General features: G+C 48.5%; 23 protein-coding genes. 3 read left to right on the forward strand and 20 right to left on the reverse strand.

The genetic code is table 11. The annotated features are described in order from the left end of the window. Positions 1-93: 93 nt before the first annotated feature. From KNQ04_RS07065 to KNQ04_RS07080, 4 genes are all read right to left on the reverse strand, one after another. Positions 94-2868 (reverse strand): glycoside hydrolase family 3 protein, encoded by a 2775-nt coding sequence (locus tag KNQ04_RS07065; RefSeq protein WP_214848559.1) that lies wholly within the window; start codon positions 2866-2868, stop codon positions 94-96. Further along, the gene (locus KNQ04_RS07070) at positions 2865-3968 is read right to left on the reverse strand and encodes an alpha/beta hydrolase (RefSeq protein ID WP_214848562.1); all 1104 of its coding nucleotides are present in this window, start codon (positions 3966-3968) and stop codon (positions 2865-2867) included. Before KNQ04_RS07070 ends, KNQ04_RS07065 begins: the two co-directional genes overlap by 4 nt. Positions 3969-4224: 256 nt before the next feature. Beyond that, positions 4225-5421, reverse strand: coding sequence for a DUF4317 domain-containing protein (locus KNQ04_RS07075; RefSeq protein ID WP_214848565.1), 1197 nt, complete (start codon positions 5419-5421; stop codon positions 4225-4227). A 333-nt stretch (positions 5422-5754) separates the two neighbouring features. Further along, entirely contained in the window at positions 5755-5973 is a 219-nt protein-coding gene (locus KNQ04_RS07080) for a hypothetical protein (RefSeq protein ID WP_214848567.1), read from the reverse strand. 227 nt (positions 5974-6200) lie between these two features. Here KNQ04_RS07080 and KNQ04_RS07085 point away from each other — a divergent pair, with 227 nt between their 5' ends. Further along, positions 6201-6833: an HNH endonuclease family protein gene (locus KNQ04_RS07085; protein ID WP_214848569.1), complete on the forward strand. Its 633-nt coding sequence runs from the start codon at positions 6201-6203 to the stop codon at positions 6831-6833. 15 nt (positions 6834-6848) lie between these two features. Beyond that, the gene (locus tag KNQ04_RS07090; protein ID WP_214848571.1) at positions 6849-7091 is read left to right on the forward strand and encodes a hypothetical protein; all 243 of its coding nucleotides are present in this window, start codon (positions 6849-6851) and stop codon (positions 7089-7091) included. 66 nt (positions 7092-7157) lie between these two features. Here the strand turns inward: KNQ04_RS07090 and KNQ04_RS07095 are convergent, their stop codons facing one another. The 13 genes from KNQ04_RS07095 to KNQ04_RS07155 form a co-directional block, all read right to left on the reverse strand. Further along, positions 7158-8003, reverse strand: coding sequence for a DUF4352 domain-containing protein (locus KNQ04_RS07095; RefSeq protein ID WP_214848573.1), 846 nt, complete (start codon positions 8001-8003; stop codon positions 7158-7160). Between the two features lie 116 nt (positions 8004-8119). Next, positions 8120-9055, reverse strand: a complete 936-nt coding sequence (locus KNQ04_RS07100) for an aldo/keto reductase (protein WP_214848575.1) — start codon at positions 9053-9055, stop codon at positions 8120-8122. A 114-nt stretch (positions 9056-9169) separates the two neighbouring features. Beyond that, positions 9170-9763, reverse strand: coding sequence for a DUF4230 domain-containing protein (locus KNQ04_RS07105; protein ID WP_214848577.1), 594 nt, complete (start codon positions 9761-9763; stop codon positions 9170-9172). 110 nt (positions 9764-9873) lie between these two features. Then, positions 9874-10356 (reverse strand): hypothetical protein, encoded by a 483-nt coding sequence (locus KNQ04_RS07110; protein WP_214848580.1) that lies wholly within the window; start codon positions 10354-10356, stop codon positions 9874-9876. 390 nt (positions 10357-10746) lie between these two features. Then, complete coding sequence (gene rlmH, locus KNQ04_RS07115) at positions 10747-11226, reverse strand: 23S rRNA (pseudouridine(1915)-N(3))-methyltransferase RlmH (RefSeq protein WP_214848731.1); 480 nt, start codon at positions 11224-11226, stop codon at positions 10747-10749. Between the two features lie 72 nt (positions 11227-11298). Further along, positions 11299-11460, reverse strand: a complete 162-nt coding sequence (locus KNQ04_RS07120; RefSeq protein WP_214848583.1) for a CxxH/CxxC protein — start codon at positions 11458-11460, stop codon at positions 11299-11301. Positions 11461-11808: 348 nt separating this feature from the next. After that, positions 11809-13101: a S1C family serine protease gene (locus KNQ04_RS07125; RefSeq protein ID WP_214848586.1), complete on the reverse strand. Its 1293-nt coding sequence runs from the start codon at positions 13099-13101 to the stop codon at positions 11809-11811. A gap of 107 nt (positions 13102-13208) precedes the next feature. Then, positions 13209-14000, reverse strand: coding sequence for an MBL fold metallo-hydrolase (locus tag KNQ04_RS07130; protein ID WP_214848589.1), 792 nt, complete (start codon positions 13998-14000; stop codon positions 13209-13211). Positions 14001-14010: 10 nt separating this feature from the next. Beyond that, positions 14011-14847, reverse strand: coding sequence for a two-component system regulatory protein YycI (locus KNQ04_RS07135; RefSeq protein WP_214848592.1), 837 nt, complete (start codon positions 14845-14847; stop codon positions 14011-14013). Positions 14848-14853: 6 nt separating this feature from the next. Then, complete coding sequence (locus KNQ04_RS07140) at positions 14854-16170, reverse strand: YycH family regulatory protein (RefSeq protein WP_214848595.1); 1317 nt, start codon at positions 16168-16170, stop codon at positions 14854-14856. Next, on the reverse strand, positions 16167-18017 hold the full coding sequence (gene walK / locus KNQ04_RS07145) for a cell wall metabolism sensor histidine kinase WalK (protein ID WP_214848607.1): 1851 nt from the start codon (positions 18015-18017) through the stop codon (positions 16167-16169). Before walK ends, KNQ04_RS07140 begins: the two co-directional genes overlap by 4 nt. 2 nt (positions 18018-18019) lie before the next feature. Beyond that, positions 18020-18730 (reverse strand): response regulator YycF, encoded by a 711-nt coding sequence (gene yycF, locus KNQ04_RS07150; RefSeq protein WP_214848609.1) that lies wholly within the window; start codon positions 18728-18730, stop codon positions 18020-18022. Between the two features lie 248 nt (positions 18731-18978). Then, the gene (locus KNQ04_RS07155) at positions 18979-20271 is read right to left on the reverse strand and encodes an adenylosuccinate synthase (protein WP_214848612.1); all 1293 of its coding nucleotides are present in this window, start codon (positions 20269-20271) and stop codon (positions 18979-18981) included. Positions 20272-20451: 180 nt separating this feature from the next. On the opposite strand from KNQ04_RS07155, the gene KNQ04_RS07160 reads away from it, so the two are divergent. Next, the gene (locus tag KNQ04_RS07160; protein ID WP_214848615.1) at positions 20452-20724 is read left to right on the forward strand and encodes a hypothetical protein; all 273 of its coding nucleotides are present in this window, start codon (positions 20452-20454) and stop codon (positions 20722-20724) included. Between the two features lie 558 nt (positions 20725-21282). Here KNQ04_RS07160 and dnaB read toward each other — a convergent pair. The 3 genes from dnaB to KNQ04_RS07175 are packed head-to-tail and all read right to left on the reverse strand — an operon-like array spanning position 21283 to position 25080. Next, entirely contained in the window at positions 21283-22635 is a 1353-nt protein-coding gene (gene dnaB / locus KNQ04_RS07165; protein ID WP_029332158.1) for a replicative DNA helicase, read from the reverse strand. Between the two features lie 19 nt (positions 22636-22654). Then, positions 22655-23098 (reverse strand): 50S ribosomal protein L9, encoded by a 444-nt coding sequence (gene rplI, locus KNQ04_RS07170; RefSeq protein ID WP_214848617.1) that lies wholly within the window; start codon positions 23096-23098, stop codon positions 22655-22657. Further along, the gene (locus KNQ04_RS07175; RefSeq protein ID WP_214848622.1) at positions 23095-25080 is read right to left on the reverse strand and encodes a DHH family phosphoesterase; all 1986 of its coding nucleotides are present in this window, start codon (positions 25078-25080) and stop codon (positions 23095-23097) included. Before KNQ04_RS07175 ends, rplI begins: the two co-directional genes overlap by 4 nt. Between the last annotated feature and the right edge of the window lie 40 nt (positions 25081-25120).

Raw genomic sequence — 25120 nt, forward strand, 5'->3', positions numbered from 1 at the left:
CCCGAGGAAAGCAACGAAAAAAGACGCTTGATCTCCCGATAGCACTTTGTCTACAGTCTGCACCAGGCAGCAATACACCGCCTGACGTTTAGTTTACCCGTTTTTCATATGGAACGATTCCGTTAACGTAAAGGTGATGTTTTTGAGCTCCAACCCACCGAGTGCAAAGTACAACTTGAAATAGTTGTGCGGATTAAAGACGAAGACGTCTTTTGTCTGCGTCACCCATTCGCCGTTTGTCCCGTTGAACGTAAACGTCGCGACCGGCATGTTGTTCGCAAACAACGTCACCGGCATCTGTGCGAGTTCCCCCGCGTACGACCGGGCTTCGAACGTGACGTGATACATGCCCGTTTCTTCTGCCGTCACGGCAAAGACATGACTGCTTCCGGTCGACGTATCGAGTTCGTCGAAGACAATCGGAACACCACTCTGAAGTTGCTGGTGCGTCACCGCCTGTTCGTGCAGATCATCCGTTTCTTCCGGTAATCCGGTGACGTCGACCGTCGCTTCCTGACCAAGCGTTCGCTCCATGACCGGTGACCGGAGGATGAACTGACAGATGTTCGCCGCACTCCGTAACAACTCCGCCCGTGTCAACGTCCCGTCTGCAAGCGACGACAACGTATCATCCTCAAACGGATTCGCCCCCGGTTCCCCGACGACCATGTAGAGATCGTTTTGCGAACGGACCATCGTCGCCGTCTGTTGCCGGTTGGCGTCCGTTCCTTCGGCATTGATTTTCGCCCACCAGTCGGTCATGACGACACCGTCAAAGCCCCACTCGTCACGGAGAATCCGGGTGTTCTGATCATAGAGTCCTGCGGTCCAGAGACCATTGACGGCACCATACGTCGTCATGATCGCGTACGCCTGTCCGCGTTTGACGGCATGTTCGAAACCTTTGAGATAAATCTCCCGTAGTGCCCGTTCCGAGACGATCGAGTCCAGGTCGTGACGGTGGAACTCCTGGTTGTTGGCACTTAAGTGTTTGAGTGTTCCCGTGACGCCGACCCGGTGCATCCCGTCCAGTTCAGCGACCGCCATCATCCCCGTCAGGTGCGGATCTTCCGAGAAGTACTCGAAGTTTCGCCCGTTGAGCGGATGACGGTGAATGTTCATCCCCGGTCCGAGCAAGGTATCGACGCCGTTTTTCCGAAGTTCAAGACCTGTCATCTCAAATAAGTCAGCCACGAGCTCGACGTTAAAGGTCGAGGCGACAAGCGTCCCGTTCGGAAGCGAAAAGGCTTTGGTTCCGATATCCATCCGGATGCCGGACGGACCGTCGGCACAGCAGGCTGCCGGGATACCGAACGCCGTCAGCCGGTCGGTCACGCCGCCAAACGCCGCCGCCGTTCCCGGCGTGACGCGCGGTGAGTTCATCCCTTCACCACGGACGATTGCGGCGAGATCCTCATCCGTCAGCTGATCGAGGAACATGTCGAGTGATGTCTTGCCTTCGGAGACGTCCTTCAATGTCAGTCCTTGATCGTCCGAATAGGTCCGCTCTGCCGGACGTTCCGCTAAGCGACGGGCTTCCGGATCAACCGTCCGCAACGGTGTCGCTTCGTACGACACGCCGTAACCGGTCTCCGTCTGTTGCGGCTTCAAGCGGTCGAATGCCGTGACCGGTGCCATGTTTTCGCTTAACGTCTCGATCACCTGTAACTGCCCGATCGTTTGCGTCGCCACATGCGCCGCCGTCCGGACGTCTGTTCCGACGTACAGATGATACGCTCCCGCTTCGATGACGTAAGACGATTTATGACCGGTCAGACCGGAGTCATCGTAGCTCGCGTATTCCGTCAGCGGAACCGTTAAAGTCAGCGTTTCACTTTGACCCGCTTCAAGGAGTTGGGTCTTCGCGAACGTCACAAGTCCGCGCGACGGATTGCCGAGCTTCCCTTGTGGTTTCTCAAGATAGACCTGGACAACTTCTTTTCCGCTGTGCGTCCCCGTATTCGTGACGTTGACGGTTAACGTCACCTGTTGCTCCGTCATATCGACCGTCTCCGTCGCGACATCAAACGTCGTATACGATAAGCCGAAGCCGAACGGATAGAGAACGTCGTCTTTCGCAAACGTCTCGAAGTAACGGTACCCGACATAAATGTCTTCTTTGTAAATCGCCCGGTCTTCGTGACCGAAGTACGGCGTCGACGGATACGCATCGAGTGAGCGGGCAATCGTATCCGGCAGTTTCCCGGACGGTGTGACTGCTCCTGTCAAGAGATCGACCAGTGCGTTGCCACCTTCCATCCCGCCTTGCCATCCATACAGAATCGCACTCGGATTGAAATCGACTGCCCACTGCATATCGATGACATTGCCGACGTTCAGTAAGACGACCGTCTTCGAAAATGCTCCGGAGACTTTTTTAATCAGTGCCAACTCGACGTCCGTCAGCAGGTAACTACCCGGATCCGCCGTATTATCGCGGTCTTCCCCTGCCGTCCGTCCGATCATGACGATCGCGACGTCCGATTGCGACGCTGCCGCAGCGACGATTTCATCCGTAACCGGCATTTCTTCCTGCGACCACGGTTCTGCCGCCCAGCCTTCGCCTTTATCAAACGGATGATCCTGAAGCCAAGCTTCGTAGACGTCGAGCAGTGACTGGTTCACGCTCAAATCCGGATGGTGTTGCATCGCTTCGAGCGGACTGACTACATGTGAGACATTGACCATCCCGCCTGACCCCGTTCCGCTCTTATAATAGTTGAACTGATTGCGTCCGAAAACGGAAACCGTCGTCCCCGCAGCAAGCGGTAACGTCTGCAAGTCATTTTTTAACAGGACCGCGCCTTCTGCGACCGTCTTCCGGGCAAGTTTCGTATAAGCGTTCCAATCCAATGTATATGTCGTCATCTGCTCATCCCCTCATTTCCTGTTGGTTGAATAAATTTTGTTTTGAGACCGTTCGCGATTTCCGTGATGCAATCTTCCGCTTGTGGATACTGTCCGAGTTTTTCAATGAAAGCATGATCCACGCCGTTATATTGAATCCGTTTTGTCTTCACACCGGCCCGCGCGAGTTTCCGTCCGTACGCTTCGCCTTCAAGACGAAGGTAATCGTATTCCGCCGTGATGATTAATGCTTCCGGTAATCCTGCCAGCTTGTCACTGAAAAGTGGTGACACGTGCGGATCCTGTACGTCCGCCGTTCCTTGCAGGTACAAGCGGTTTAACAGTCCATCCGTGTCTTCCAGGGCTGTGACAATCCCTTCAAGCAGCTCCCGATTTTCGTTCATTTCGTAGGCATCAAGACGCCACTCAAAGTCATCCGTCGGCAGAGCTGCGAGATTGACGACCGGATAGAGCAGGACTTGGTACTGGATCATCTCTGTTTGTTGTTCACGGTCGAGTAGCGCACAGACGGTCGCTAAGTTTCCGCCGGCACTGTCGCCGGCAACGGCCAGCTGTTCGCGGTTGATGCCGAGCTGATGTGCCTGTTCGTATGCCCATTTGACGGCCGTAAAACAGTCGTTCAGACCGCTCGGGAAAGGATGTTCCGGTGCCAGCCGGTAATCGACGGAAATGACGACGACGTGTGCTCGTTCTGCCAACAACTTACACGGGTGCTCGACCGGCTCAAGTGTCCCGCCGAAAAAGCCGCCGCCGTGGAAATAGACAACCGCCGGTAACGGTTCCGTCGACCGGGGACGATAGATTCGTGCCGGAATCGGTTGCTCAGTACTTGGAATCATGATGTCTTCCATCGTGATGTCTGTCGTCGTCAGATCGGTATTGACCCAACCCATCCCGGCCCGCGCCGCTTCGAGTGAAAACGGTCCTGCCGGCGAACTGTCATGTTGCTGCTGCATCATGACTTCCAAAACGCGTGGATCGAGCACACCTTTTTCTTGACGGTCCGGTACCGGTTTGATGACGACTTCAACGCCATCTTGCAGTTCACCAGTCGTTTTTCCCGCTAACCGATCGGCCAATTGCTGATAATCCTGTCCCATGCATCTTCCTCCTTTAACTCCATCATTTGCTTGCTTATCAGAGATCATTCATTTGTCAAAATAAGTATCGAAACCGCTTTCGTAAATTGTTAAAAAATTTTCTAGGTCCCCCTTTATTTTCAAAAGAGACCGCTTACAAAACCAATCATACGCATCTTTATCCGATTAATCAATCATTCTGGATGATTCCAAAAAAGCCACTCATCTTTCGCGTGTTTCCCTTACCGGAATGACGTGAAATGAGTGGCTTTTTGACTTAACTTAAAATATTTTCTTCCGAAACAAGCTTAAAGCCGTCAATGATTGTATCTTCCTCGACTTCAATCAACAGACACTGTTTACCGTTGTAATTGACCTGTTTGATGTACTTCAAGTCTTGCGGACTGACCGTGATGTTCGCGACTTTCGTATTGATTTTAATCGACTTCGCTTCATAATTCGGGATGATGTTGCTCGCCTTCATCTCGTATGCCGTATCATCGATGACTGTCTTAAAGGCTCGCTCGACCTGTTCCGTGTCGACGTCTTCGATGCCGCTCGCTTTTAAGACCCGTTCGACTTCTTTGACGTCAAGCATCGGAATCTCTTCCGGCTCGTCTTCTTTTTCATCCTCAAGCACAAGCAGGTGATTGACTTCCTCATAGACGCCGGCAAGCGTTTTGGAATCGACTTCTTCGCCGATGACGAGTTTGACGATTTCTTCAAACACCGCTTTATCTTCTTCCGCCGTCACGATCTGGTCCCCGTTCAGAACATTTTCGATGAAGGCAAGGTCCGGTTTGTTCGGTTTACTCGCCGTATAGAGGACACGGTTGACGTCCGCCGCATTGTCCGTAAAACAGGGGAATAAAAAGCCACCGATCGGTGACGCGAGTTTGATGACGGGATTGATCAGCAGGTTCGACTTAAATTCGAGATCGACATAGTCAAAGACGAGTGACTGTTTCGGCAGTTCCGTCTGATTGAGACTGCTCAGAATAAACGGTGTCGTATAGACTTCATCGTTTTTATCGACCTCCGTCTCGTCTGCCTGACGTTTCGTCGTCTTGTAATACTGCCCACGGATGAACGTGACGACGATATCGTTTTCGTACTGCACGTCCTGGACCATCTTCAGCGCAATCTGTTGCATCTGCTCCGTCCAGTCTTCCGTTTCTTCCGTGTAGAGCCCTTCGTACAACAGTTGTTGCGTATGTCCGGTCGCCCCTTCTTCCGGCTGCTGGAACTTGACCTCAAACAGTTTGATGTCGAGTTTCCCGGTCAGGACTTTCTTGAAGTTCGCAAGGAACAGTTCCTGCTGCTCGAGCTCGAGAAAAGCGAACGGACGGCTTTCTTCATAGAAGATTTCACTCGTTTCCTTGCGGATATATACATTATAAATTTCGTTGATTTTAAGCAGTTCCGAGTCGACCTTAAAATGGCGACGGATATCACTGATGTCTTGTTTGTTCATGGTAACGTTTCAGCTCCTTGGCGTTTGAATTCCTGATGGCTCCTAAAAAAAGGAGTGCCTTCTGTTCGAATCGAACAGAGGTACCCCTTTACTATACAAGATTTGAATCAGATTCGCTGACAGAGTTCAATTCTTCGCCCGGGAACGGAACAAATAATACCGGATCAGATAACCGACAAGAACAATCAGCAACGCGATAGAAAAGTAGACGATGAAATTCAGTGCGGCAGGTAAAAAAATCGATACGCCATAAATAATCATCACCGTGACGGCATAAAACAGTAAAAATTGACTGATGCTTTCAACGGACTTCTCCTTTCGATGGGGTTCTTGTTACTCCTGTTCGAATGCTCTAAAACTGTAGGAGTTCGTGATTGGTTCATGAATCACCAATTCGTAGCCGAGACCTCGTTCATCTGCCTGCTCGACAATCGATTCAATCTGAATCGTATTGAGGTGGCGTTGGACGAAGACGAGTGAAATGGCTACCCCGAATGCTAAACCGGTTAAAAGAACGATGGATGTAACGGATACATGTAACCTTTTTTTCATGATCTCATTCCCTTCCTCAATCAATACGTTTCACCTCATTAAAAGTTCCTTATTTTACCATTAAAGCAGTTTTGTGAATGTACTTTTTGTGCCGCCATGTTATCCAGGTCAATTCCGTTCAATTTTTGTAATGTTTACATGATTTTAATCCTATCCAAAATATTCAATGGGATACTGAGTCAGTTGAGAGGATTCTCTCATCACACTTACATAAGAGGAGGCAGTTCATGTTCCAGAAAATCAAGCTACTCGCCGTATCGTTTGTTTTGTTTCTCACTGCGTTTCAGTTCGACCTCTCACCCGTTTCCGCACTCCCGTCCGGGCTTCCATCAAAAGCCACCGTTCAGTCTGAGCTCAACGCACTGACAGTCAAGACCGAAAGCACGATGACCGGCTACTCCCGTGATCTCTTCCCGCATTGGAGCAGCCAAGGAAGCGGCTGTGATACCCGTCAAGTCGTCCTCAAGCGCGATGCGGATTCTTACGTCGGCAATTGTCCGGTCACGTCCGGCTCATGGTACAGTTATTACGATGGACTGACGTTCAAGAACCCATCCGACCTCGACATCGATCATGTCGTACCGCTCGCTGAAGCCTGGCGTTCGGGTGCAAGCAGCTGGACGACAACGACACGCCAAGCGTTCGCCAATGATCTTACCGGTCCGCAATTGATTGCCGTCTCCGCAAGCTCGAACCGTTCAAAAGGAGACCAGGATCCATCAACCTGGAAACCGACACGCGCGGGTGCAAGCTGTGGTTACTCGAAGATGTGGATCCATACGAAGAGCCGCTGGAACCTCAGTTTACAGTCGAGTGAAAAAACAGCACTGCAAACGATGCTGAACACCTGTACATATTAAGAAGGAGTCGATTCGATGGAAACGAAAACCTCTACGTTTACCGCCACGCACGGTGTGATGACGAATGAAGTCGGTGTCATCAGTGGCGAACTGGAATTACGGACAACCTGTCAGGAAGACGGCACACTCGAACTCGCGATTTCCTACGTCGGTTCAACCGATGTTTACACGCTACCCGGCAAGGATTACCAGCTGCATGATGTCCGCGACCACGAAGTCGTGCACCGGATGTTGGCTTCAGTGCTTGAGCGCTCTTAAAATAAAAAAAGAAGCTAGGACAAGAATGTAGAAAACATTCGCCTGAGCTTCTTTTTTAAGCACTTTTTAATCTATCGATATATCAAAAATATATGGCTTGAATTCCAAATCATAATTCTCCGAAGACACTTCAGCGTTTAATTTAATTTGTTTTTCTCCTAAATCAATTGCAGGATAAACAATTACGCCTTCAGTTTCTATATTAGGTAACATCTCGTTTTGAATTTCTTGAAGTCCGGTAGTTTCAGAATCAATATACTCTTCTTCAAGTTGTTTATTCCCCACAATTAATTTTGCCGAGCCAGGATAAAATGAAGCTTTTTCTTTTGTATCATTTTTAATTTTTATATAAACTCTAGTTTGATTCTCAGCGATTTCAATTTTGTTTAAAGTCACCTTAATTCCGTATTGATCGATTTCTTTATTCACTTTAACTTCTTTCAATGTAGGCGAAACTGCAGTTAAATAATCAACAACTTCAATATTTTTTGCTAAGACGATTGGTGCTGTTATAGTTCCTCCGAAAGCATTTTCTCCTTCAAATTCATCTTTAATTATTCCCTCTACTTTTACATAATCATCTGTTTTAATTTTAAATTTCGGATCATTTATAGCTACTAATGTATTTTTTTCAGCATTTTCTGGATCAGCCCAAAGCTGAATGTATGTACCTTTTTCATCCTTTTCAGGTTCAGCAAATACTTTTCCGGTAATCTCTAATTCGTAACCTTTATATTTTTTAGGGTCACTATACAGTTTTTCATAATCTTCTTCTTTTAATTTACCTTTCGTTTTTATATCCTCTGTTTTTTTAGCATTCTCAGAATTAGAGGAAGAAGATTCACTATCACCACATGCTCCTAACATAACCGTAGCAACAATCAGACAAAATAGAATCATCAATTTTCTCATAATATAATTACCCCCTTCAATAAAATCCATATAATTACTTTACCATATTTAAAATCTAATTTAAAAACCAAAATGGTAAATTCGAAAACAGATTTTTTTAATTTACGTAGACTGTTTCACCACGGTAACTTCGCATTTTTTATCTGATTCTCCCACAACCCCCGCATCTCTCCGAGGACACCCATCGACAACTCACCTTCGGATGCAGACAGGTTGTGCTGCAGTTGTTTACTGTTTTTAGCTCCAGGAATCGTCGTCGACACCTCTTCGTACGAAAGAATGTATTGTAATGCCGCTTGCACCATCGATGGGTCTTGACCGAGAATGTGGCGTACAGTTGCGACTAACGCAGCTCTTTTCTCGATATCTTCGCCGCTCCAGCGATCCCGAATTCCACTGAATGTACTATGTCGATTATATTTTCCAGTTAACCAACCCGAATCCAGCGGAATCTTAGCAATGATTCCGACCCCTTGTTGATGGGCTGATTTTATCGCCAGCGCAGGTTCCTGATGAAACATATTGAACATCACTTCAATCACCTGGCTGTTTGTACGATCTAAGAGTTCTTTCACTTCTTTTCCCGTATCGACCGAAGCACCGAAGGCCCGAACTTTACCTTCCGTTTTTAATCGTTCGAGTAATTCAAACTGTGGAGATTCACTCGTCAATGTCGAAAACGAAGGGTTATGCAGTAAAAGACAATCCAGATAATCCGTCTGTAATCGGCGTAAGCTGTTTTCGACTGATAACAAGAGCTGTTTCGGTTCAAAATTTTGCTCTCCATTTGAATGATGCCCGCATTTACTGCTAATCACGACTTGATCCCGTTTTCCTTTGACTGCTTTCCCAATCAATTCTTCGCTTTTTCCAGCTCCATAATTAGGTGCCGTATCAAAAAAGGTACATTCTTCATCGATTGCTTGTTCGACTAACCGTACCGCATCCGAGTCGGCCATTTTACCCCAATCTTTTTCATTGCCTAACTGCCATGCACCAAAACCGATTTCCGAGACTTCGATTCCGGTATTTCCTAATAATCGTGTTTTCATGGTTCTTCTCACCCTTCCTCTTCTTATGATTGTCATCAGTAAATTTCCTTGGTCTGTTACTTCTACGTATCGGATGAAAAAGACGGCCATCTATGACCGTCTTGTATCATTCATTCAGTAAAGTTCAATCTTCACATCGTTATATCCGTTTGTTTTAAGGAAAGAGGTTAATAGTTTTTTAATTCGTTCATCTGCTTCTTTCAAAAAACCCTGCTCGATTTTTTCCTCTTCAATTTTTCTTTTTTCTTTATTAATGTCATCGAAAATCTGCTGCGATGGATAGTCAGAAAAAATATTCCCTTTGACATCCGTTACCTTGGCTGTATCTGTATCCGCAACATTATCAAGAATCGTCGCGTTTGGAACTTTAACGAATAATTGCTTGGTTGTTTCGTCGTAAGAGATCTGTAATTTCGAAAGGTCTGTTCCCGCTTTTAAATAACCATTATATTCAATTAGTTTGATTGCCTCTGCTAGCTTCGTGTCGGTGAACGGTATCTTTTTACTGCTTCGACTGACTATGACTTTGCTGTATTCATATTTCAAAGTAGTCCATTCCGATAATTCTACTAACCGTTCTTTTACAAGAGCAGTGTCAGAGCTTTTAGTCGTAGAAAAGAGAGAAGGTTTGAAATAGAAAACGGCTCCCGCACCGACCACTCCGAGAATTAATAACACAATAAACATATTCATGATTAGTTTCTTCATCTGTAAAATCTCCTTAAGTCTGTATCATTACACTCCTGGCTTAGAGCATATGTCAAAATTTCGTTAAAAAGAGGTGAAGTAATCAATATCAATCACCTCACCTCTTGAGTTTAGACTTCTTGATACTGATTGGATTCCATCGCTCGTTTACATACCGCATAACACTCTTCGATGTGTGCATTTCCCAAGTATTTCATCGCACCAAAGCTAATTCCGGCCGATACAGCCTGACCCACAAAGGGAACGTATTTTGTGACCTGTTTAATTGCCATTTTAGCTCCCATTTTTTTCAGTAACTGTGCCACTACTGTTTTTGTAATGTACTTACCAACTAGTTCGCTACCGACTGAAGAAATGATAACAGCAAGTCTTCCTTTTATCTCAGAATCGAGCTGATCAATCTGTTCAGGGGATAATCCAAACTTTCGATTAATTGCAGGAAGAAGCTCCATCATGATGACAACATCTGCTCCTACATCTGCTCCAGGAATGGGTACAACTGCTACTGCAGCTGAAGCCGATGCTCGTTTATTCACTATTGCATTACACTCTGCTTTAATACGGTCTAACTCTGAAATAGAAATAGGTAACACGTTATTTCCCCCGATTCTTAAATTGATTTCTATACTGATAAAAGATAGCATTTCATAATAAGTATCGGTTTCATTCCTTAATTTTACAATGGTTTTTTATTATTTACTGTCAATAGTGATTTATCCGTAATACCTCACCTTACGAACATAATGCCTATAAAAAAAAGATTACTTGCTAACTACTATGTAACAGTCGCTACTCATTTTTTTATTCAGAAGTATCATACTGATGTACCTTTCCGCTCATTCACTGCCGTTTCTAAAACGTACTCTTTTAAATTTTCCTTCTTTGTTTCAATAATGCATCACTAATAGAATGCATCCTGTACATAAGAAAGACCATCTGGAACGCTACTTAACGTTTCAGATGGTCTTTCTTTTCAATTCTATTCACTTATGATACGGCTCATTCCGATTAATCCGATATGCCCGGTAAATCTGCTCACACAAAATCATCTTCATCAATTGATGGGGAAATGTCATTTTCGAGAACGAAATCGTATCGTTTGCCCGTTGCATGACTTCCGGTGCGAGACCAAGTGATCCGCCGATGACAAACGCGATTTTACTTTTGCCGTACGTCGCCAGTCGATCGAGTTCTGTCGCAAACTGTTCACTCGTCCGTTGCTTTCCTTCGATAGCAAGTGCGTAGACATGAACATCCGGTCCAATCTTTGCTAAAATCCGTTCGCCCTCTTTTTTCTTCACTTGCTGCATTTCGGCGTCACTTAATTGTTCCGGTGCTTTTTCGTCCGGCACTTCGATTTCTTGAATCGAATAATAGGCGCCAAGCCGTTTCGTATATTCGGCAATCCCTTGCTTCAAGTACTTCTCTTTCAGCTTTCCGACCGTGATAATGGTAATTTGCATCATTTTTCTCGCTTTCTGACAGAAAATTCAGGAGTTATCCACAGAGTTATCCACATGTCCACATGTTGATAATTATTTTTTGCTTGACACAAGATATGTTGCGGGCTGATCACAGTACTCGCATGTGACGATTTTTTCTGAATTCACTTCTTCCAAAATCGGGTATTCTTCCGTTTCATCAACCACTTCGTCCAGTGCTAACTCGACGTGTTCCAAACAGACATATTTATCCACAGGTCTTCTCCTCCTTTTTAGTTATCCACAGTTATCCGCTACCAGTATAACAAAAATCAGCTTCTTCAACCGCTTAAAAGTTATCCACATGCTTGGTATTCTCGCTTCTTTTCGCTTCATGATTAACCTACTGCTCATCGTGTCGGCTGCACGCGACTCCTACAGGAAAAAGCACGGCTCGGCCGTGCTGTCAGAGGAACACGAGACCCTGGCATCTGCCGTCAGGCAAGAAGCCAACGGCTCGTTCCTCGCCTGAGGAAAGCGCGTGACAGCAAGACACGATGAAAAACACAATCCATTCCTCACAAAAAAACTACCCGCAGCAACACGGGTAGTTCTACTTTTCTCTTATTGCACCGTCGCCGCTTGTGCCGACAACTTCACATCAAGGGACTGTTTATCCCCATTCCGGTAGAACATCACTTTGACGGTCTGCCCGACTTTCGCATCACGGTACAGAACACTCTTGAGGTCTGCGAATGAACCGATTTTCTTCCCGTCAATTTCGACGATGACATCATTTGCTTTCATCCCTGCTTTTGCCGCTCCACTGTTTTTCGTCAGACCGACGACGACGATTCCTTTCGTCACGTCACTCGGCAGTTTCAGGCGGTCCTCACGGTAGCCGCTTGGGAACTCCTGGACGTCCCGAATCTGAATCCCGAGTTGCGGACGCACGACTTCGCCGTTCTGTTCGAGGTCACGCATAATTGGTAACGCTTCGTTGATCGGAATCGCAAAACCGACGCCTTCGACGCTTGCTTCGGCAATCTTCATCGAGTTGATACCGATCAATTGGCCGGACGTATTGATCAGTGCGCCGCCTGAGTTTCCGGGGTTGATCGCTGCATCGGTCTGAATGACTTCCGTGTTGAAGTCCTGCTGCCCATCCTTGTTCGTATCAACCGGCACCGTCCGTTCCTGGGCGCTGATGACACCACGCGTGACCGAGTTTGCGAAGATCCCGAGCGGGTTGCCGATCGCGAGGACCGTTTCACCAGCACGTAACGTATCGGAATCACCAATTTTTGCGACCTGTGTCACTTTTGCTGCATCGATGGATAAGACGGCTAAATCATACGTCGGATCTTCGCCGAGGACTTTCGCTTCGAGCGCCGTTCCGTCCGATAACGTAACAGACAGGCGGCTTGCCCCTTCGACGACGTGATAGTTCGTCACAACATACGCTTTATTGCCATCTTTTTTATAGATGACCCCTGATCCTGATCCCGTCTCTTGATCCGTCCCTTGGAACGAACTTTGTAAGTTCGTCACACTGACGACGGCTTCCTTCGTCTTGCCGACGGCTCCGACGATATCGTTCTCGGCTTCCGTCGCTGTCGTCGCTGCCTGTTCCGTCGTCGGCTCGGCCGGTGTCGGACTCGTCATCTGATCGCGGGCGAACGGCCACGCGACGAGGGCGATCAATAAGGCCCCGATGATGCCGCCGATTAAACCGACGAAAAAGGCCTTGCCGCCACCTCCCCGTTTACGCGGGGGTTCCTGTTCTTCTTCATATGATTCACGGTAAGGACTGACCGGTTCGTCTTCAGTCGGTCGGCGCGGTGGAAACCCGCTCTCCTCATCCGTCGGTTGATTGATCTGTTCCGATTCATTCCGTGGTTCTTCAGGTCGATCCATCGGCACATGCCTCCTTCATAAACTCTCTTTAGACAAGTATACCCCCATCACGTGACGAGTTAGCCAAATGTGGGGGTCTTTTGAGCATATTCAGTAATTTCCCATAATCAGAGCTTCAGGAGTGGTGTCGGAATGACGGGATCGGTATCAAGCAATTGAATCTTGCTGAGGTCGACGTCCCGGCTCGCCAGTGTCTGGGAGACACTCATCCGGGCCAGTTCCTTCATGTTGTTGTCCTTGCTCAAATGGGCCATATGGATCCGTTTTGTCCGCTCATCGAGCACTTCGCTCATCGCAACCGCCGCGTCTTCGTTCGAGACGTGACCGTAGTCGCCGAGGATTCGGCGTTTGACGCTCCACGGATAATGCCCCATCTGGAGCATCCCGATGTCATGGTTCGCTTCGAAGATGTAGGCATCCGCTCCGCGAATCGTCCCTTTCATCCGGTCCGAGACGTAGCCCGTATCCGTGATGTGGGCGAGCCGTTTCCCTTCATGGGCGAATTGGAAAAACATCGGGTCCGCTGCGTCATGGCTGACGTTAAACGATTCAACTTCAATATCGCCGAACTGTTTCACTTCGCCGACTTCCCAGAGGAACTTCAAGGCGGGATCAATCTTGCCGATTTTCGCTTCCATCGCGTCCCATGTCTTTTGGTTCGCATAGAGCGGAATGTTGTATTTCCGAGCGAGGATGCCGACCCCTTTAATATGATCCGAATGTTCATGGGTGACGAACAGCCCATCGATGCCTTCCGGTGACCGGTGAATCTGGTCGAACAACGCAAGCATCGCTTTTCCGGTCAATCCGGCATCGACGAGCAGCCGGCTTTTTTCACTTTCGATGTAGAGGGCATTTCCCGTCGAGCCGCTCGCAAGAACGCTATAGTGTAGGCTCATCGTATCTTCCTCATTTCTCTGAAACTGTATCGAGGCGTTCAATCGTCTGAACACCTCCGTCAATCGCGTTGACGAAATAAAGCTCTTCCCCGTCGAGTTCGATCTGCCACGTCGGCGGTAAAATCTGGACGGATTTCGTCCCTTCCGTCACGAGACAGAAATAGCCGAGTTTATGTCCCGTCATCCGTTTTGAAGCCGGGAACAGTCCCTGCTCCGACAGTTGAATGACCGCTTCGCTCGCTGACAGCAACGTCACGTCCTGGGCTTGGCGGACGACGTCGTTCAAATGGCGTTGTTTGTAGCTGACGATTTCTTTGGCATCGTTCAGCTCTAAGACAAGCAAGGACGGGCCAATCATCGCATCATCTTCCCGCGATTGCTCCGGTGTTGAATACAGCGGCTGTCCTTTGTACGTTTGAACGAACGTCATTTCATTTCGTTTATTATCAAACTTCCAAAACGCGTAGTTCGAACCATGGGTGATCGACGACTGAACGAACGCTGTCGCCGCATCACGCATCGCCTTCGGATCGAGCGGAGCCGGCTTTGCTAAACGGACGGACCACTCGACTTGATTCTGGACCGACGTGATGGCATCTTTAATCGGTGAACTGTCGGTCGGTGCCAGCGGACCGGTGTCGACTTCCGCCGTCAAGTAGCCGATATCACGCGAGACACTCTGTAATTGTTTTTCATCAATCTTTCGATCCTTCAAAATCGTTTTTCCAGACGCTGTCGTCGAGACGATGCGTGGCTCAATCATCCGATCCATCAACTGAACGACCAGGTAGACGTTCAGGATGAGAAAAGTCAGAATCAACAACGTCTTTGCTTTACTCCAATCCATCGAACATTACCCCTCTTTTCCAGTTGCTTGATCGACCGTGACCCATACCCCGTCCTGCTTGACGAACCAAGCCGGTTCAAACAGGGCATAGCGACTCGTCGTGAGTTTATACGTCATCTTATACCCGACACGGATGCCGGTGATGTCTTGCATCACTTCTGCTTGTTTCAGCTCCGTCACCGTCTGTTCAATCGTCGGTAACGTCGTCTCCCGCAACAACAGTTTTCGGTTCGCCCGCAACATACTGCGGCTAATCGACCGTATCTGATTTTCTTCAAACGTCATCTTAATCGTCGCTAAATCAAATTCGGGCTGTTCGAGCAACGGTCCGACTTCGCCGAAGACCGGGTATCGGTTCAAATAGAGGCGGAAGAGCGCCGTCTGTTGCTCGTCCTCGCTGCTCATTTGATCGAAGTAATACCGGAAACCGCTCCGCTGCGTGACTTGATCGAGCCACCCGCCATGAATGTTGATATAGCTGACGAGTGTACTGTAATCGACGGCCGCACTCTGCGTATTCGGTGATAACGTGTTGAAGCGATAGGCGTTGTAATCACGGTCATACGTCGAGACGCTGACACCATCCGTCAACACATCCAGTCCGTCCCGCCCTTTAATTTGTTGGACGTTCGCATTTTCTGCGAATAACGCATTTTGAATCCGCTCTAACGGTTTCGGGTCCTGTCCGACTTCATCATAAACGAACACTTCTTCAAGACGTGGTGGTGCAGTCGCGACATATGTGTAGTCGCCTCCTTTGAGGTCGACTTTCGTCATCGGCTTTTTTTTATTGTAGGCGAAGAGACGTTTTAAGACCGTATCGTCACCGACCAATTGAAAGTCCTTGAAACGTCCGGTCGCCGACTCGAGCCGAAGAATCGGTCCATCATAATCGAGCAGATACAGCCGCTTGATCGGTTCTGCCATCGCGATTTCTTTTTCACCGAGTAATTCTTCGAGCATCGCCGCACTGACGGGCGTCGGGAAAATCATCTCGACGCTTCGTTTACTTGTCGGAATGTTCGATGCCTTATCGGTCAGGACAAGGACACCGACATCGAACGATGCGCCAATCCGGTTCAACATCGTCCGTCCGATGATTTGCGTCTGATAGGCCGCTTGCCCATTCGAGTAGACGACGAGTTCCGGATTGACGAGCTGATTGCTCTCAACCGTCTTTGAGGCATCGATTTCATTAAAGGAGACTTGTTCCTGCTCAATCGATTCACTGCTGGGATGATACGTCCAAAGCATTGCCGTCTGAAAAATAGAACCACTCACCAGTAGAATCAGCAGGATCGTTTTCAGTCGTTGCTTCATCATCCGGCATCCACCTCTTCAATCACCTCATAGGGAAGGGTAAAGTAAATCGTCGTGCCGCGTCCCCATTCACTCTCTGCCCAGATGTCGCCGCCATGTGCGGAGACGACGTCTTTTGCGATCGAGAGACCGAGACCTGTCCCGCCAATCTTCCGGGCACGTGCCTTATCAACACGGTAGAACCGTTCGAAGATTTTTTGGAGATTCGCTTTCGGGATCCCGACCCCTTCGTCCTTGATGCTGATGACGATCCGTTTTGCCCGTAACATCGTCCGGACGGTGATCGTCCCGCCTTCCGGTGAATACTTGATTGCATTCGTCAGAATGTTATCTGCGACTTGAATCAACTTATCTTGATCCCCACGAATATAGACTTTCCGTTTCATGATTTTCCGGCGGAAGCGGATCCGCTCCGGCTTCGTCATGTCGTGGCGGTCGAGAATATCATTGAGGAACTGAATGTAGTCGAACCGGACTTTGTTCATTTTGTATTCCTTACTGTCCATTTTCGACAGTTGCAGGAGGTCCGTGACGAGACGAATCATCCGCTCCGTCTCATTTTGTGTCGTCTCAAGGAAACGGGGTGCCAGTTCTTCGTCCTGGTATGCCCCTTCAGCGAGGGCTTCCAGATAACTCCGCATCGTCGTCAGCGGAGTCCGGAGTTCGTGACTGACGTTCGCGACGAATTCGCGGCGATCCTGTTCGACTTGCTCCTGTTCCGTGACGTCATGCAGGACGATGATCATCCCGGTAATCGGACCACTGTGTTTTTTAACGGGCGAGAAGAACGCGCGGACGAGGAACAGTTCGTCTTCACTACTGAAGTCGAGTAAGCGCGGTGGCATCGTTCCGTCTTCCGGAATCATGAAGTCGTCCCCAAGTGCGAGAAGATCCTTCAAGTTCGTACCGACCATCCCTGCTTCTTCGACGCCGACGATGTCTTTTGCTTGATCGTTCATCAGAATGACACGGAGCGTCCGGTCCGTTGCGATCACACCATCCGTCATGTTTTCGAGGACGCTAGTCAGCTTACGGCGCTCTGCTTCCGTCGTCGCGTTCGCTTCGAGCAACTCATCCGTCAATTCATTGAACGAACGGGCGAGCTGTCCGATTTCGTCATCAGAATAGACTTTTACTTTCCGGGAGAAGTTCCCGCGGCGCATCTCAATCGCTTGCCGCCGCATGTCGGAAATCGGTCGCGTAATCGTCCGCGACAACAACACACCGAGAATCGACGTGATGACAAGTGCAATCACTGTTCCCGTCGCTAAGATTCGTGTGACCTGCTGCATCTGCGAATAGATTGACTCCATCGATGCCCGGACATAAATCATCCCGATCGTCGAACCATCACTCTCGGACGTGACCGGAACGGCAAAAATCCGGATTTTATCTTCCGTATTCGGATCCAGGACGGTATCGATTCGGGTCGAACTCGTCGCCTGTGCTTTTTTGACTAAGGAGTTCGTTGCCCGCTGCCCGACAGCCGACTGATTATCCTCATCCGATGTCGCTTGAATGACGGAGTCCTGATCGATGATTTGGACTTCGAGAATGTCGTTCCTTGAAGTGGAGCCACTACTAAACTCAGACAGCAGTTGCCCAAGAGAATCAGACAACTGCCGTTTAGAGGCTTCATCATCGCCTGCCTTATCAAATTCCTTCCCGACATTGTATGCAACAAGTCCGGCCCGGTCCTCGACAGATTTTGAGAAGTTCGTAATGTACTGCTTTTCAAGGGAACGAACGAAGTAGACACCAATGACTTGCATCGCGACCAAAATCAGGAGCGCGTAGATGACGACAAGCTTCCATTGGATGGATTTAAAGAAGTTCGTTCCTTTTAACATGATTATTCATTCTCCCCATCTTGGAGATAATAGCCGACACCGCGGCGGGTCATGATATAGATCGGTGTACTCGGATTGTCTTCGACCTTCTCCCGTAGACGGCGTACCGTTACGTCGACTGTCCGGACGTCACCGAAGTAATCGTAGCCCCAGACCGTCTGGAGCAGATGTTCCCGCGTCATGACTTGACCGATATTTTTTGCTAAATAATGGAGCAGTTCGAATTCACGTTGCGTGAGTTCGATTTTTTGATCTTGGCGCGTCACGGTATGCGAATTCGTATCGATATAGAGTTCGCCGACTTTTAACGGACCCGGTCCAGCCGTCGTCGGTGCCGCTTCGACGACATTCACGTTACGTAAATGTGCTTTGACACGCGCGAGCAGCTCACGTGAGCTAAACGGCTTCGTCACATAGTCATTGGCACCGAGTTCAAGCCCCAGTACCGTATCGATCTCTGAGTCTTTCGCTGTCAGCATGATGATTGGAATTTGTGATGTCTTTCGGACTTCGCGACAGACTTCCATCCCATCCATTAAAGGCAGCATGATGTCGAGCAAAATCAAGTCCGGTTGGAATTCCTCTACTTTTTCAAGCGCTTCGACGCCGTCATTGGCGACCGCTACACTGTAACCTTCTTTTTCTAACTTAAATTTTAATATATCCGCAATCGGTTGTTCGTCGTCGACGACAAGAATTTTACGTTCCGTCAATGGGTGTTCCCCCTTAAAAATTTCTATTCAATCTATTTTACCTGTTTTTTCGGCATATAGAAAGGTGGCGACGGAAACTCCCGACGCCACGTCCCTTTCATTCAGCCTGTCTCAAGCAGATAGTTCCACGTGAAACATCACTATCAGTATACGCTTTTTTTCTTTTGTTTGTGAACTATTCCGCTTATCGCAACATACAAAAAACAGGCATGGCATCCTTGCATCGATGTCCGCCTGTTTCATTCTACTTATGCTTCTTCGTAAAGGTCACGGAGCACGACCGTTTGTTCACGTCCCGGTCCGACCGAGAACGTCACGAGTGAAATGTTTGTCAAATCAGCGATACGTTTGACGTAGTTTTGCGCATTGATCGGAAGATCCTCAAACTTACGGATTCCTGTGATGTCTTCTTTCCAGCCCGGTAATTCTTCGTAGACTGGGACACATGCTTCAAGATCACGGAAGCTCGCCGGGTACTCATCGATTTGTTTGCCCTTGAATTCGTATGATGTACAAATCTTCAAGGTCTCGATGCCTGTCAACACGTCAATCGAGTTCAACGCCAAATCTGTTAAACCACTCGTCCGGCGTGAATGGCGGACAACAACCGAGTCAAACCAACCGACGCGACGTGGACGACCGGTTGTCGTACCGTATTCGCGACCGACTTCACGGATGTGATGACCGATTTCATCGAACAATTCGGTCGGGAACGGACCATCCCCGACGCGCGACGTATAGGCCTTACAGACACCGACGACGTGGTCGATCCGGGCAGGGCCGACACCGACACCTGAAGCGACACCACCAGCTGATGCATTTGATGATGTGACGAATGGATACGTCCCGTGGTCGAGGTCGAGCAAGACACCTTGCGCGCCTTCGAACAATACTTTTTCCCCTTTATCGAGGCTGTCATTAACGACGACCGATGTATCGCAGACGTACTTCGCGAATTCTTGGCCATACGCGTAGTACTCTTCGAAGATATCCTCAAAGGCGATCGGCTCTGCGTCATACATTTTTGTAAACATCCGGTTCTTCTGTTCAAGCACAATCTGAAGTTTTTCAGCAAACGTCTCTTTATCGAGCAAGTCAGCCATCCGGATCCCGATCCGCGCTGCTTTATCCATGTAGCACGGTCCGATTCCTTTTAGCGTCGTGCCAACTTTTGCGTCACCTTTGGCTTCTTCTTCGAGCTGATCTTGCAATTGATGGTATGGCAAGATAACATGAGCACGATTTGAAATTAATAAGTTATCTGTAGAAACACCACGGTCGTGTAGATACTTTAATTCCTTGACGAGCGATTTCGGATTGACGACTAAGCCGTTTCCGATGACACATTTCTTGTCTGAGTAAAAGATCCCTGAAGGAATCAAGTGCAACTTATACGTCTCATTATTGAATACGATTGTATGTCCTGCGTTGTCCCCACCTTGATAACGAGCGACGACATCGGCTTTTTTCGAAAGGAAATCGGTAATTTTACCTTTCCCTTCGTCGCCCCACTGTGTTCCGACTACTACTACTGATGACATATTCTCATCCACCTCCACGTACGATTCAAAACCACGACTAAGTGTAACGCGGAAAAAAACAGAAGTCAACCAAATACCGAACAATTAATTAATACATTTCTGTTTCGTTCGTTTAATTAGTACTTTCCGCTTACTTTTTTCCTTTACTTTCAAGATATCGAAACATAATGATTGTTCCAGATGGCTTCGCTTGTCCAAATCGCGACGCTTCCTTCATGTGCTTTAGAGGCACAGATACACTACGATTTAAATCTTCTACATCCGCCTGCCGCGCTTTTCCTCTCCGAATCGACTTCTGAGCGGCAATCCCTTGCGCCGCTTCGCTTCGCTGCAGGGTCGCGCCTGATTGCTGTTCGCTCGAAAGCGATTCAAGTCGGAACGAGCGACTCGGCAAATCGATCCCCGATGATCCATACGTCACGCTACACAAGACAACCGTTTCGCTTTTCGTGACTCCTACGGGGAAAAGTGCAAGATTCCTTGCACTGTCAGAGGCAGGCAAGACCCTGCTCCGTGTTCGTCAGAACAAAGGAGTAACGGCTTGCGCCTCGCCCGAGGAAAGCACGAGAAGAAAGAAACAGTTGTCAGCTCCCCCTCTTTCATAAAACATGCTTCACTTTTCGTGACGGACAAAGAATGATTCTAGGCTACAGATACACTACGATTTAAATCGGAACACGCGACTCGGCGAATGGATTGCCCCGATGATCCATTCGCCCCGCTACACAAGACAACCGTTTCGCTTTTCGTGACTCCCACGGGAAAAAGTGCAAGATTTCTTGCACTGTCAGAGGCAGGCAAGACCCTGCCCCTTGTTCGTCAGAACAAAGGGGCAACGGCTTGCGCCTCGCCCGAGGAAAGCACGAGAAGAAAGAAACGGTTGTCAGAAAGCAGAAAGCCTCATTCACAACATTGAATTTATCTTGTCCACACGCGAACTAAACTAACATCCCAGTCATGATTTTCTACAAACAAAAACACCTCGACCTGGTTAGATCGAGGTGTTGCCTGTTACGCCGGTGGAGCATACGAATTACTCGGTTCAAGATCGACGAATTTATTAAATTCTTTTCGGAACGCGAGTTTGACCGTACCGGTCGGACCATTCCGCTGTTTCGCGATGATGATCTCGATTGTATTCGCATCTTCCGTTTCTTTGTTGTAGTAATCGTCCCGGTATAAGAAGGCGACGATATCAGCATCCTGCTCAATCGCTCCCGATTCCCGGATATCTGACATCATCGGTCGTTTGTCCTGACGACTCTCAACTCCACGCGAGAGCTGAGACAAGGCGATGACGGGCACTTCGAGTTCACGTGCGAGCGACTTCAAAGAACGGGAAATCTCCGAGACTTCTTGTTGCCGGTTATCGCTTGAGCGACCGTTCCCTTGAATCAACTGCAAGTAATCAATCATGATCATGCCGAGACCGTGCTCTTGCTTTAAGCGACGACACTTCGCCCGGATGTCGTTGACCCGAATCCCTGGCGTATCATCGATGTAGATTCCTGCTTGCGACAGACTGCTCATCGCGAGCGACAGTTTACCCCAATCTTCATCTTCGAGCTGCCCTGTCCGGAGACGTTGCGCATCGACGTTGCCTTCTGCACACAACATCCGCATGACCAGTTGTTCCGCACCCATCTCAAGACTAAAGATGGCGACATTTTCGTCGGCACGGGTAGCGACGTTTTGCGAGATGTTCAAGGCGAAGGCCGTCTTCCCGACAGACGGACGGGCAGCAACGATGATTAAATCGTTACGCTGGAACCCGGCCGTCACCTGATCGAGATCGCGGAAACCAGTCGGAATCCCGGTCGTCTCACCGCTTTGCTTATGCAATTTATCAATTGTCGCATAGGCACTCGTCAAGACGTCAGAAATCGGGATGAAACTGGCACTCCCTTTACCTTGCGAGACTTCGAGAATCTTCCGTTCTGCTTCATTCAGCAGAACGTCGACTTCATTTTGTCGTTCGTATCCGTCCGTGACGATTTCATTCGCTGTCCGGATTAAACGACGGAGCGTTGATTTTTGGTCGACGACATTGACGTAATAATTAATATTCGCCGCTGTCGGGACACCTTCCGCAAGCTCACCGAGATAGGCAAGCCCACCGATTTCTTCCAAGACACCAAGCGTACTCAGTTCTGCCGTGACGGTGACGAGATCAATCGCTTCGCCCCGGTCCGATAATACAAGCATCGCTTCAAAAATCCGTTGGTGTGCCGCCCGATAAAAATCGTGTGGCAATAATCGTTCGGACGCACTGATCAATCGATCAGCATCAATCATGATCGCCCCAAGGACGGCTTGTTCCGCCTCGATACTTTGGGGTGGCGTATTTTGCATTACATCACTCATCACCGGTCCCCTTTTCTAGTCACGCTTCTTTGACCTGAACGTTCAGCGTCGCTGTGACTTCATTGTGCAGCTTAAGCGGCACTTTTGTGAATCCGAGGGCCTTGATTGGGTGCTCAAGCTCGATTTTACGTTTGTCGATTTTATACCCCATGCTTTTCAAGGCGTCCGCAATCTGTTTGCTCGTGACAGAACCGAAGACACGACCGCCTTCGCCGGCTTTCGTCGAAACGACGATCGTCTCTTTTTCAATTTTTTCTTTTAAGGCTTCTGCATCGAGCAATGCTTGTTTCGCTTGCTCTGCTGCTTTACGCTCATGTGCTTCATGTTGCTTTAAGTTCCCTGTCGTCGCAGGACGTGCTAATTTTTTCTTGAATAACACGTTGTTTGCATATGCATCTGCGACTTCTTTTACGTCCCCTGCTTTACCTTGCCCTTTTACGTCTTGCAATAAAATAACTTTCATTCGATTTCCTCTCCCTTTGTTTCATCTTCTAAATAACGATCGATTGCTTGTCTTAATTCGTCCGCGACGGTGATGATCGATTCCGTCATTTGTGTAGCGGCATTCGTCAGGTGACCGCCGCCACCTAACGTCTCCATGATCAACTGGACGTTGACTTCACCGAGTGAACGAGCACTGATTGCCGTCCGCCCATCCTGCAACTCTGCAATGACGAACGCGGCCCGGATCCCTTGTAAGGATAACAGTTGGTCCGCCGTTTGGGCGATCAACACTTGATCATGAATGACACCCGGTTCGGCTGTCGCGATCGCCATGCCGTCCTTATAGATTTCCGTCCGCTCGAGAATATGCGACTGTTCGACATACGTCTCGAGGTTTTGACTGAGGAACTCCTGGACGAGAACCGTATCTGCGCCTTGTGAACGTAAATACGATGCGGCGTCAAACGTCCGCGACCCCGTCCGGAGCGTAAACCCTTTCGTGTCGACGATGATGCCTGCGAGAAGTGCAGTCGCTTCGAGCATCGCCAATTTTTCATTCGTCGGTTGGTACTCAATCAGTTCCGTGATGAGCTCTGACGTCGAAGAGGCGTACGGTTCGAGATAAACGAGCACCGGCTCCTCGATGAAGTCTTCTCCCCGACGGTGGTGATCGATGACGACCATCCGCTCAAAACGTTCAAGCAGTTCGGGTACGACGACGAGCGACGGTTTATGCGTATCGACGATGATCAGTAACGATTGATCGTCAATTATTTGTTCCGCCTGAAACGAGTTGATGAACCGACTCGCAAGCTTTTCATCTTCACTGATTTCAGCCATCATCCGGCGAATGCCTTGACCAATCTCAACATCCGGTAAGACGATATGTGCTTCCTTCTCATTCATCTCAGCCAATTTGAGGACCCCGATCGAGGACCCGAGCGAATCCATGTCCGGGTTACGATGACCCATGATAAGGATGCGGCTCGACTCTTGCATTAAATCACGTAACGAATTGGCAATGACGCGTGCCCGGACCCGGGTCCGTTTTTCCGTCGGATTCGTTTTTCCGCCATAAAAGCGGACTTTCCCGTCACGCTTGATGACGACTTGATCGCCCCCTCGGCCGAGTGCCAAGTCGAGGCTCGATTGTGCCATCTGACCAAGGATCGGGATGGCATCACTCCCACAACCGATTCCGATCGATAACGTCAACTGAACACCACGCTGACTCGTTTCGTCGCGGACGACATCAAGTATCGAAAATTTCGATCGTTCAAGAATTCGTAAATTCTCTTCCGTCGTCACGATGAAGTAACGGTCAGAAGCAGTTCGTTTGATATACGTTCCATGATCAGCCGCCCAGTGATTTAATAACTGGGTCACCCGACTGTTCAATTCACTTCGCAGTTGGTCTTCAATTCCTTGTGTCATCTCATCGTAGTTATCGAGGTAAATGACACCGATGACGGTCTGATTATCGACAAGTTGTTGTTCGACTTGTGCTTCTTCAGTCATATCAAATAGATAGAAGGTCCGATTTTCACGATTCGAGAAGACACGATAGACCGATTCGCCAATTTCAAGTGTCGCTTGATCTTCATCGGTCACCATCATCTCGACGAACAATGGATCAAGGTCCATCAAGACATGACCCATCGCTAAGTCATCAAAGATTTCGCGCATCGGATCATTGAACCAGGTGACATGTGTTTCCTCATCATATAGTAATATTCCAATTGGCATATTCGTCAGAGCATCCTGCCCTGTATCCTCGACCTGAATCGATATCCCTTCGACATAGGCTTCCCAGGATTTACGTGCACGTTGTTCTTCTAATAGATGAAGAACGAACAAAGCAGTTGTCAAGACTGCACCAATCGCTGCGATACCTGGATTACTAACTGCGACGACGAGAAGTAGACCGACGATTAGTAGATACGGAACGAATCGAACAATCCGTCGTTCCCGTTCTGGTGATACTTGTTGACCTGACTCCATCGCGTCCTCCTTAAATACTCTAATTAAAAGAAAAATCGTT

Source organism: Exiguobacterium sp. s193 (assembly GCF_018618755.1).
Classification (GTDB): domain Bacteria; phylum Bacillota; class Bacilli; order Exiguobacteriales; family Exiguobacteriaceae; genus Exiguobacterium_A.